Origin of the sequence: Pedobacter sp., from assembly GCF_045628745.1 — a bacterium.
Lineage (GTDB): Bacteria > Bacteroidota > Bacteroidia > Sphingobacteriales > Sphingobacteriaceae > Pedobacter.
The window spans coordinates 1-11,471 of the sequence record NZ_JAZQPU010000295.1 but is presented as its reverse complement, the minus strand read 5'-3'; the positions used below and the strand labels follow the sequence as shown (position 1 = coordinate 11,471).

Below are 11,471 nucleotides of genomic sequence, written 5' to 3'. Positions count from 1 at the left end.
GACTATAGCCCAAAAAGTATAACAGCTGAGCCTGTGCTTGCTGGAAAATTTTCTCCGTTTCCTCAAAATGATTGAGTGTATTATTTCTGTCGGCCGTAGTCTGCTGCAGTTCAATCAAAGTGATTCTCCCGGCATCAAACTGCTCCTTACTCATCTTGCTGATCCTGGCTTTTGTCAGCGTATCTATTGCCGCTAAATGCTGCTGTTCTCGAGCTATTAAGGCTTGGGCATAAGCATTGCTAACATCAAAATGCAACTTATTTTCTGCGTCCTCCTGTTCTAACTTACTGATTTCCTGTTGTATTTTTGCCACTTTAACATCCTGCCTTTTTTGAGGATTGAATAAATCTACATTTGCATTTAAACCTGAGTTGGCCGTCCATTTGGTATTAAACCTGAGGGGAGTAATCTCCCCTTCTGGCGCATTAGGATTAAAAGCATTCGAAGGAACAGGCGTAATAGGAATAATTAAATTACGCTGTAAATTAAAGTCTGCATACACTTGTGGAATTCTTTTTAATTTCGCCTCCTCAACAGCTTCAGCAGCAATTTTAAGGTCCAGGCTTTTGGCCTTAAAAGTAGGATTATTGTTGCTAGCCAATGCGGCAGCATCCTTTAAAGATAAACGTAATTTCTCAGGGCCATGCTGTGCATTTACCAAATGTGGCAGGGAAAACATTACTAATATCAGAATTAACCGCGTATTCATGGGTTTTTGATTATTCATCGATTTAAAAAATTGAAGCAGGCTCTAAACGACTGATTTTTATTACTGCAAAAAGGGAGCCACCCACAGAAATTAATAGCGTAACAGCTAACAACAACAAGGTAATCTGCCAGTCTAAGGTAATGACCAGACCGGCATTAGCCACCCCATTTTTAAACAGGGCCAACAATAAAAAGGCAATGAGGAAACCAATCAAGGCAAACAAAAAAGCCTGGGTTAAAATCAACCTTGTTACATAACCATTTGTAGCGCCCAAAGCTTTGAGCGTTCCATAATCAACCATGCGGTCCATTGCGGAAGAATATAAGGTAAGGCCAATGATAAAAAAGCCACTGATCATGGCAACAAACACCAGGGAGCCAAAACTTAACCCCATATTAGAGGTCACCAGAATTTCCAGAACGGTAGCATTCTTCAGCTGGTTAACAGGCCATGCCCGCACACCGTAAAAAGTTTTGTTAATGCTATTTACCAGGCTATCAACATTGGTGCCCACTAAGGGTTTAACCACCACCACACTTACTTTATCTGCCGGAAAATCACCATAAAAGCGGGCATTTCCTAAACTCGTATACATATAGTAGCCCCCAAAACCCTGCGCATTTTTCGTGAGCACTTTTACCTGTGCCCTTTTTTGATTGAGCTCAAAGTTCAGTCCCAGGGAAAGGTCTACGCCTAAATTTTTAGAGTTGAAGTATTCAGCAGAGATGGCGTCATTTTGGAAAAGCGCATTGATATTCCCTTCAATAATTTTAACAGACTTGGGCCCCCCAATAAAAGAGGGACCTTCACTACCCACTAAATTAACAGCAGATGATTTACCGCCATCAAAAGAAATAGTGGCATTGGCCACCACCATACTGTAGCTTTCCTGCACCCCAGCTAAACTTTTCACCTCCCGTGCAATCCTTCCATCAATTCTGCTTAAAGCATTGATGTTGCTGGTTAAATTATCAATGATCCAGATATCATTTGGTGAGGAGTTAGAATTAACAATCAACCCACTCATCAGGCTTGTTAAATAACGAAGGGTACTGAGCTGCTGACCTATTAAAAATATGCTGACTACAATACCAATAAGGACTCCAATACCTTTAGGTTTATCGAAAATCATGAATTTTATGGCTGTACTTATCATAACAGTTTATAAAATTATGGTACATTCCACTCTTTCATTGATCAGGAGCGATTGATGATTATCCAACTTCACTTTAAAGCGCCTCACCCTCCTGTCACTTGTTTCACCGGCTTTCTCATAAAAAAGAGATTTATTTTCTAAAATCGGCGATACATAAAAAATTTCCCCAGATGCTATTTTAGCCTTACTGCCCACCTGGCTTACCACTACCTTTTGCCCCAGCCGAATGCGGCTAGCAAACATTTCGTCTACTTCGCCATGCAACACCAAAGTGCCATACGCAGCAAAGCTGGCAAAGGGCGTTAAAGCACTGATAGCGGAGCCTACTTTAGCATCCATATCCACAAGGGTACCTTTTTGCCGTGCAATGATGCGCTGATCCTTGAGCGTTAATTTTGATTGTTGCAATTGCTGGCGAAGCGTAGCCGTTTCTGCTACACTAGCTTTTGCCCTGCTTCTTGCACTTTGAAGATTAGCCAGGATAACTTCTTTTTCTTTACGCTTGATTGCTACATTTTGCCTGGTATCGGCACCTGTAGCAGCCAACCTTTCGGTAACCACAAGATCTTGCTCTTTTTCTTTCAGTGAAGCAAGGTATTGTAAAACATCAGCCTGATCTGCAGCAGCACGGGATTGCTGGGCCAAAACCTGCTTCTCAGCTACTCCAACCGCAAGCACCTGCTCCTGATCGTCTATTTTAACCAGCAGGTCACCTTTTTTTACGGAGTCGCCAGCATTTTTATAGACCGCCGTCACAATTCCTGATTTTGAAGACGATATATCAACCAGCCCATCCAAAGGCTCTACTTTTGCTATTGCCGCTATTGTTTTAACATTTTCAGGCCGCGATAAAGAATCTTGTTGTGCAAGCCGAGCCTTTTCCGCTTCCTTCTTCTGGCCACCACATGAAAACAACATGAACAGCGCAGCTATACCTAAAGTAAAATATTTCATTTCGTCTATATTTATTTATAATCCTCTTCATTTTTCAAATGATCAGAAACAATGCCATCTTCAACATATATAATCCTGTCGGCAAACTGGCGCAAGCGCAAATCATGTGTTACCACTACAACAGCCTTGCCGTTTCTAGCCAGCTCCTTCAAATCATTCATCACCAGGGCAGCACTTTTAGTATCTAAAGAAGCCGTAGGCTCATCACAGAGCACAATCTGTGCATTGGTAACCAGTGCGCGTGCAATGGCAACCCTCTGTTTCTGGCCACCACTTAATTTTCTGGGTAAACTCTTTTGCCTGTCGCCCATATTTACCCTTTCCAAGGCATTAATTGCCTTTTCCCGGGCTTCAGCATGAGCCTCGCCCTTTAATAGTAGAGGCTGCATTACGTTTTCAAGGGCATTCAAGGGACTGAGTAAATTGAAATGCTGAAAAATAAAACTAATATGATGAAGCCTGATTCCCGCTAATTTCTTTTCAGTGTAGCCAGTAATGTCCTCGCCCTGAATAATTACTTTACCCTCTGTTGGGTAGATTACACAACCAATGAGCGACAAAAGCGTGGTTTTGCCAGAACCTGAAGGTCCCATAATCAACATCAATTCTTTGTTATGGATATCAATCGTGGTGCTGTCTAAAGCCGTAATGGTGGTATCACCTGTGGTATAAACTTTCTTTGCGTCTTTTAAAGAGGCTATTATCTCCATTGCCAATAAGCTTAATAATTGCAATAATAAAGGGCAATATAAAATATTATGCCCATTTTTTCAGAACCCATCACCAGCTCATTGCATGAGCTGACATCAAACATCTCTATTTTGAAATCGTTGTTCAAACCTCAATCATTTTTAGAAATGATAATGTATTGGTCAACTATATTTTCCATCTATAACGCCTAGCAAAAAGCAGCCCATAATTTTTCTCGATTCAAGTGGTTATAGTTAACAAGGACTATCATTAATTAAAAAATATGGAAATGATTAAACTAAAGATAACCATTAATTAACTGTAAATTTGAAACGTTCCCCCCTCAACCTGTTTGACTGATTTTAGCCATTTAACCTGAGCAGACAAATCAAACATGAGTACAGTAAATAAAAGCACAAATATTGAACATCACCGCAGGCAGCATTCCCACTTCTTGGGGAAACCAAGCAGCAAACATTGAATGAAATGGATAGGAAATTAAAAATTTTACACCTGGAAGATTTGGGTAGTGATGCAGACCTGGTTAAGAGGGTATTAATTAAAGGGAACTTTGATTTTCAAATCCTTGTGGTGGAGAACCAACCCGGGTTCATTAAAGCCTTAAATGAATTTCAGCCTGATGTAATTTTAGCCGATCATTCCCTGCCTTCCTTTGACTCGCACAGAGCGCTGGAAATTTTAAAAATGACTTCCTTAAAAATTCCCTTCATCCTGGTGTCAGGATCTATGTCAGAAGAATTTGCTGTTGATATTATTAAAAGGGGCGCAGACGACTACATCTTAAAAGACCGCTTGGAAAGACTGCCCACGGCTTTAAATAATGTACTTGAGAAATTCAGGCTCAGCAGAGATTACGAAGTGAAGATAAAGGAAATTATTCATAATGAAAAACATTTCCGTGCCTTACTAGAAAACAGTGGCGATGCCATTGCTTCGATCAGTAAAAATGGGAAGTGGCTCTATCAAAGTCCTGCTATAAAAAGACTTACCGGATTTTCTACAAAAGATTTGACAGGTAAAAAAATCTTAGACTTCATTCATCCGGATGATGTACGTAGATACTTAAAATCTTCAAAAGAGCACCCCTCAAAACCGGGAATACCTATCTATTACCAGTTTAGATTGCTGCATAAACATGGAGGTTATCTCTCTACAGAAGGAACTATTACCAATCTAATACACGAAGAAAGCGTGAAAGCTTATATCCTCAACTTTCACGATTGTACAGAGCGCAATTCTGGTGATTTAGAGCGAGCAAAGATGCACGATGATATTCTAGAACGAAATAAAGAGCTTGAACAATTCTCTTATATCATATCCCACAACTTACGTTCTCCGGTGGCTAACATGATGGGCCTGGCAGAAGAAATCAACAGCGGTGAGCTGCAGCAAAAAGAACTAAAAGAAGCAAGTGCCTATTTAATGCAATGTGCTAAACAACTTGATCATGTCATTTTAGACCTTAATAACGTGCTGCAAGCAAAGCAGGGCGTTAATCAGAATAAAGAAAGGGTGAGCATAACCAGCATTATTGAAGAAATTACATCCAGTATATCTACGTTGATTAAAGCTGAAAATGTATGTTTCAGCTTAGATGTCCATCCAAGCGACGAACTTATCACTATAAAAAGCTATATATATAGCATATTCTTCAATCTAATCTCCAACAGTATTAAATATAGGCAGCAATTGTTGGCACCACATATAGAAATTAGCTTTAAAAAAGTAGATGAGGTAACAACTATCGTTTATAAAGACAATGGCTTGGGCATGGATTTAAAAAAGTATGGTACAGACTTATTTGGCCTGTATAAACGGTTTCATCACCATGTGGAAGGAAAAGGAATGGGCTTATTTATGGTAAAAACCCAAATGAATACCCTTGATGCTAAAATTAGCTGTAAAAGTGAAATTGATAAGGGAACACTATTTGTGCTTACCTTTAAAGAGAACAACACAAATTAGCCGCACCGAAGTGCGGCCAATTAAGTTTATTTTTTAGTATAAAATTTATATACCGTAACAGAATTAAATTCAGCACCTGGATTTAACACTGTACTTGCAAAAGAGGGCTGGTTAGGCGCATCAGGAAAATGCTGCGTTTCTAAACAAAGTGCAGAGCGGTAGCCATATTTTTTATTTCCTTTACCATCAGCAGTTTCACCCGTCATAAAGTTGCCGCTATAAAACTGTATACCTGGCTCTTGTGTTAACACATCCATATAGATCCCTGTTTTCGGACTGTGTAAGGTCGCTGCAAGCTTTAGATCTTTTGTATCGTTGAGCACAAAATTATGGTCATAACCACCACCTCTTTTCAATTGCTCATTAGCATCATTAATTCGGGCACCAATTAACGTTGGTTTAGTAAAATCAAAGGGCGTACTTTTAACTTTCTCTAATTTCCCCGTTGGAATTAAAGTTTCATCAACTGGTGTATAAGCATCAGCATTGATGGTTAACAAATGATCCGTAATGGTGCTGTCGCCAGCGCCGTTAAGGTTAAAATAAGCGTGATTCGTTAAGTTCAATACCGTCGGTTTGTCGGTAGTGGCATGGTAGCTAATTTTCAACTCATTATCCGGTGTCAAGTCATAGGTAACTTTTACCGTTAAATTACCCGGATAACCCGCTTCGCCGTCTTTAGAAAGATAGGTAAGCTCCAGGCTATGGTCATTCAGTTGTTTAGCATCCCAAACTTTATCGTAAAAGCCATCAACACCACCATGAAGGGTATTTTTACCATCGTTAACCTGTAAATTATATTCCTTGCCATTAAGGGTAAACTTTCCTTTGGCAATTCTATTGGCATAACGGCCAACCAAAGCACCGTAGAAAAATTCAGCCTTTGTTTGATAACCAGCTAAACTATCGTGCCCCAGCACAACATCTACCAATTCATCTTTATCATTTTTAACCAGCAAAGAAACTATACGCCCACCATAGTTAGTGATGGCTGCCTGGCTACCATTGGCATTCTTTAAAACATACAGTGCAGTTTTTTTACCGTCTACAGTCTGGTCAAAAGCTGCTGTAGCTGGAACAAGAGCGGTGGCACTAGAATCTGCCGACATGGTGGCTGTTTCTTTACTTTTATTTTCCTGACTGCAGCTACTTAAGATCACTAAAGTGGCTAACATACAGAAAGTCATTCTTAGGTTTTTGTTCATATGGATTTATCTTGGTTAATGAATATCCAAATTAGGAAAATATAAATTAAACGTCGAATTAACAATTAATATTTTTATATTAAATTTGTGAAGCATACTCAAAACTGAGTAAGGACCAGGCAGGAATAAGAAACCCAACATGACAGGATATACAGAAAAAAACAGGATGCTGATTGCCGTAGATTGCATCATCTTTGGGTTTGATGGTGAAACAGTAAAAATCCTTTTAATCAAAAGGGATATTGAACCAGAAAAAGACAAGTGGAGTTTAATGGGAGGCTTTGTACAAGCCGGGGAAAGCATAGATGAGGCTGCACAAAACATTTTAACATCGCTCACAGGCCTAAATGGTGTATACCTGGAGCAGCTGCGTGTTTTTGGAAATCCCGACCGCGACCCGGTAGAACGTACCGTTTCCGTAGCTTATTTTGCACTGATCGACATCAACAAATACAAAAAACAGCTCAACCATCGCTTTCATGCCGAATGGTTCCCTATCAAAGAAAAACCACCCCTTATTTTCGACCATGAAGAAATGGTGGAAACCGCTAAAACCTATGTACGGTATAAAGCTGCACACCACCCCCTTCTGTTTGAATTATTGCCTAAAAAATTCACCATACCACAGGTGCAAAGTTTATATGAAGGTATTTTCAATATCCAATTAGACAACCGAAATTTTATCAGGAAGCTGACCGCAGCTAACTTATTGATTAAACTGGACGAAAAAGATAAATTGAATTCTAAAAAAGGGGCCTTTTATTTTAAGCTCGATAAAAAAAGGTACAAAACCAATTTTCCAAACTTGCTGAGTTTTATTCCTAAAGGAAGCAAATAAAAACACTTTATCTCGGAAGAATTACAGAAAAAATCCCACAATTATTTTTTTAAACAGATAATTAAACGTTAATTAGACGCTTAATTGTCTGTCTGCGCATTGTTTTGCGCAATCCAGACCTTTAGGACCAAATAAAAAGCCAAAAAACATTTACTGAACGAAACATAACCTCAACCAAATACAAACTTTATGTCTAATAATTTAGCAACTACAGATTATGTAGTCATCATTCTTTATTTTATCATAGTTTCTGCTTATGGGTATTCTATTTACCACAAAAGGAAAAGAAATGAACAAGATGCCAAAGCCTTTTTCCTGGCTGAGGGGACATTAACATGGTGGGCAATTGGTGCCTCCCTGATTGCCTCTAACATCTCTGCCGAGCAGTTTATTGGCATGAGTGGGGAAGGGTTTTTCCTAGGTGTGGCCGTTGCGGCCTACGAATGGATTGCTGCCATTGCCCTTATTATTGTCGCCGTCTGGTTCATACCGGTCTACCTCAAGAACAAGATTTACACCATGCCACAATTCCTCAAGACCCGTTATAATGAGTCTGTGGCCTTGATTATGGCTATCTTTTGGTTGTTCCTTTACATTTTTGTTAACCTTACCTCTATCTTATACTTAGGTGCTGTAGCCATTAACGGACTAACAGGCGGAGATTACCTGCATGTAATTATGATAGGTCTAGCCCTTTTTGCCCTGATCATTTCCCTGGGAGGGATGAAGGTAGTAGCCTATACAGATGTTATACAGGTTGCTGTGTTGATTTTTGGTGGTTTGGTAACAACTTATATTGCTTTAACCGTAGTAGGAGAAAGATTTGGTGTTGGTGCTGATGCCATTGCCGGTTTCAAAGTATTAATGGACCAGGCTCCAGAGCATTTTAAAATGATTATTCCGGAACCTACAGCAACATCATCGCAAATTGACATCAATAAATACCTTACCTTCCCTGGTATTGCTTCTTACCTTGCTGGTATTTGGATTATTAACCTTAACTATTGGGGCTGTAACCAGTATATTACGCAACGTGCATTGGGTGCCGACTTACATACGGCAAGAACCGGTATTTTATTCGCTGGTATCCTGAAATTATTCATGCCATTAATTGTGATGCTACCTGGTATTGCTGCTTTTGTATTGTATAAAAACGGACATTTACCTCAACTGGTAGGTGGTAAAGATGGCGCTTATTCTGCAATCTTAACTTTCTTGCCTACAGGCTTAAAAGGATTATCTATTGCAGCCCTTACCGCAGCTATTGTTGCTTCTCTTGCTGGTAAGGTAAACAGTATTTCTACTATTTTTACCCTTGATATCTATACTAAATACTTCAAATCTGGTGCTGACGAGAAAAACCTGGTTATTATTGGCCGTTTAACGGTATTTGTATCTATGATCCTTGCGGTTATGTTTACCTGGAGTGATTTATTAGGTATTGGTGGCGTGGGTGGTTTTACTTACATCCAAAAGTACACAGGCTTTATTAGTCCGGGTGTATTTGCCATGTTCTTCTTAGGGATGTTCTGGAAACGTACCACAGGCCTTGCTGCCATCGTGGGTGTAATTGCAGGCTTCCTGTTATCCGTATTCTTTAATGAAATGGCTCCAGCCTTATTAGGACATGAGAATTTCCTTTACACGGCCTACCCTAACGGCAATGGTGGATACGAAATTCCTTTCCATATCTGCATGGGCTTGTCATTTGCCTTCACCATGATATTGATGATCGCTATCAGTTTCGGCGGTCCGAAAGTGAATCCAAAAGCATTCGAACTTGATGCAGACATGTTTAAAGTGAAACCTTCTACCCTGGTATTGATCATTATTACTTTATTAATGATCGCTGCCCTTTACGTTAAGTTCTGGTAGTTTAAATCATAATATTTAAAAAACCGGATACCTGCAGAGGTGTCCGGTTTTTTTTGTGCCTGAAATTCCTGGCCTCCTGTTAAATGTAAATTAAACTCAAGTTATTGTCACCTATTAATTCAGCTATTGTTAACAGGGCATTGAGTCGGCGTTCGTATATCAAAGTAATATATAAATGCCCTATGAAGGCCCTACAAAGGCCGTATGAACGCCCTGTAAACCTATACTTGTAGGCAAGTTGCCAAATAGCCATAGAAAAGGAAAAATATGACTAAATAAAAAAAGCCGCACCATGCTCAGCATGATGCGGCTTCCCTTAAAAATTATGATTTACTTCATCCCGATGCGCAGCACCGTAAACGAGTATGGTTTTAAATTAAGACTGATGTTCTTCTTTTGAATGGCTATACCCGATTCCTTCGGACTCACATATTGGGTCTGTGTAAAGGAGTTTTCAGCCAAAGGATCAGGATTATTAATAACAGTCATTGTTCCTTTATTAGCCAGCTTTGAAATGCCTTTTAGCGCAACATCTCTGGACTTGGTATCGCCAGTAACATTCACCACTTTAATGATCAGCTCTTTAGTTTTTTGGTCCATGACTGCAGAAGCATAGATCCCATCCTGACCAGCTATCACTTTATCTTCTTCTAAAATAGAAACCACATCGGTACCTTTATGAAGAGAATACAACTTTTGCACATAGTAATTAGGCGTACCATAAATGTTTAAGTTATCTATCCAGATCATATCAGGGGTCCATTGCCAGCCCTCAGCCTGCGCAAACAAAGGCGCATAAGAGGCCATTTGTACAACTGCAGCATTACGCTCCAGTCCGGTCATAAAAGCGGCCTCTGCCAAAGCAGCCTCCCAATTATTTTTACGTGGGCTTTTACCGCCACCACCAGTATGTGCCGCATATTCACCAGCAAACACCTTGGCGCCATTTCTGTCGTATTGGTCATAGCGACTCGCATTCTCCAAGAACCATGCAGGTGGACGGTAATAATGCTCATCAATGATATCTGCCTTTTGTTTTCTTAATTCAGTATTTAAAAAGTTAACACGCTCGCCATCAGGGTCAGTGCCCGAGCTGCTGATCAATTTCATGTCAGGGTATTTGGCTTTAATAGCAGCGGTAAATAAGGCAAGCCTTTCCAGGTACTGCGGTCCCCAGTTCTCATTTCCTATGCCCATCATTTTTAAGTTGAAAGGCTTGGGATGGCCCATTTCAGCCCTTACCTTACCCCAGGTGGTTTCTACACCGCCATTGGCAAATTCTACCAGGTCTAAGGCATCCTGAATATAAGGACCAAGGTCGTCAAGTTCCACCAGCTCTGCGGTATTGTACTGGCAAGACATGCCACAATTTAAAATTGGCACAGCAGCAGCGCCTATATCTTCTGCTAACTGAAAATATTCAAAGAAACCAAGACCAAAAGTCTGGAAATAATCTGGTGTAGAGCGATGTGCAAATTCGGTATTCCAACGGTTTACCTGCAGTTCGCGGTTTTCTACAGGGCCTACCGTTTTTTTCCATTGGTAGCGCGAAGAAAGCTCGTGCCCTTCCACAATACAGCCCCCGGGGAAACGGATAAAGCCGGGTTTCATATCTGCCAGAATCTTTACCATATCGCCACGAAGGCCACCTTTGCGGTTTTTCCAGGTATCACCGGGAAATAAAGAAACCATATCAAGGTCAATGGCACCCGTACCTTCAAACCATAAGTTAAACTTAGCTTTCAGCACCGTAGCATTGGCGCTAAATGTTACAGCCGCTTTTTTCCACTCCTCGGCACCAGCTTCAGGACTAACAACTGCCGTACCTAAAACCTGACCAGTGCTATCCAATAACTCAACATGAAGCTTTAAGCCTGGAGCAGCATTCCGGTATAAAACAGAAAAATCATAGGTCATATTTTTCTTTACCCCGATGCCTCTAAAGCCCTCATTTGTCAAACTGAGGCTTTCGCGCTTGCCACCTCTTGAATTGATGCGCAGGTAACGTGGGTTTTCTACGTTGCTGCCTTTGCGGTTTAACACCAGCACATCGCCCTC

At 40.4% G+C, this 11,471-nt stretch carries 9 protein-coding genes; 3 read left to right on the top strand and 6 right to left on the bottom strand.

Annotation, left to right across the window (positions count from 1 at the left end; translation table 11 throughout):
* From ACR2F7_RS10960 to ACR2F7_RS10945, 4 genes are all read right to left on the bottom strand, one after another.
* On the bottom strand, window positions 1-727 hold a 727-nt coding region (locus ACR2F7_RS10960), incomplete at its 3' end, for a TolC family protein (RefSeq protein ID WP_432713604.1).
* A gap of 4 nt (window positions 728-731) precedes the next feature.
* The gene (locus tag ACR2F7_RS10955; RefSeq protein ID WP_432713603.1) at window positions 732-1,841 is read right to left on the bottom strand and encodes an FtsX-like permease family protein; all 1,110 of its coding nucleotides are present in this window, start codon (window positions 1,839-1,841) and stop codon (window positions 732-734) included.
* Window positions 1,842-1,871: 30 nt separating this feature from the next.
* Window positions 1,872-2,819 carry an HlyD family secretion protein gene (locus ACR2F7_RS10950; RefSeq protein WP_432713602.1) on the bottom strand — a complete coding sequence of 316 codons (948 nt, stop codon included), beginning with the start codon at window positions 2,817-2,819 and terminating at the stop codon, window positions 1,872-1,874.
* Window positions 2,820-2,830: 11 nt separating this feature from the next.
* Window positions 2,831-3,529 (bottom strand): ABC transporter ATP-binding protein, encoded by a 699-nt coding sequence (locus ACR2F7_RS10945; protein WP_432713601.1) that lies wholly within the window; start codon window positions 3,527-3,529, stop codon window positions 2,831-2,833.
* A 466-nt stretch (window positions 3,530-3,995) separates the two neighbouring features.
* Here ACR2F7_RS10945 and ACR2F7_RS10940 point away from each other — a divergent pair, with 466 nt between their 5' ends.
* Complete coding sequence (locus ACR2F7_RS10940) at window positions 3,996-5,495, top strand: sensor histidine kinase (RefSeq protein ID WP_432713600.1); 1,500 nt, start codon at window positions 3,996-3,998, stop codon at window positions 5,493-5,495.
* Window positions 5,496-5,521: 26 nt separating this feature from the next.
* Here ACR2F7_RS10940 and ACR2F7_RS10935 read toward each other — a convergent pair whose 3' ends face one another.
* On the bottom strand, window positions 5,522-6,700 hold the full coding sequence (locus ACR2F7_RS10935; protein ID WP_432713599.1) for an aldose epimerase family protein: 1,179 nt from the start codon (window positions 6,698-6,700) through the stop codon (window positions 5,522-5,524).
* 139 nt (window positions 6,701-6,839) lie between these two features.
* Between ACR2F7_RS10935 and ACR2F7_RS10930 the strand changes: the two genes are divergently transcribed.
* Both ACR2F7_RS10930 and ACR2F7_RS10925 read left to right on the top strand, forming a co-directional pair.
* The gene (locus tag ACR2F7_RS10930) at window positions 6,840-7,538 is read left to right on the top strand and encodes an NUDIX hydrolase (RefSeq protein WP_432713598.1); all 699 of its coding nucleotides are present in this window, start codon (window positions 6,840-6,842) and stop codon (window positions 7,536-7,538) included.
* A 189-nt stretch (window positions 7,539-7,727) separates the two neighbouring features.
* Complete coding sequence (locus ACR2F7_RS10925; protein ID WP_432713597.1) at window positions 7,728-9,413, top strand: sodium:solute symporter family transporter; 1,686 nt, start codon at window positions 7,728-7,730, stop codon at window positions 9,411-9,413.
* Window positions 9,414-9,743: 330 nt separating this feature from the next.
* Here ACR2F7_RS10925 and ACR2F7_RS10920 read toward each other — a convergent pair.
* A partial coding sequence (locus ACR2F7_RS10920) for an alpha-L-arabinofuranosidase C-terminal domain-containing protein (RefSeq protein WP_432713596.1) occupies window positions 9,744-11,471 on the bottom strand: 1,728 nt, incomplete at its 5' end.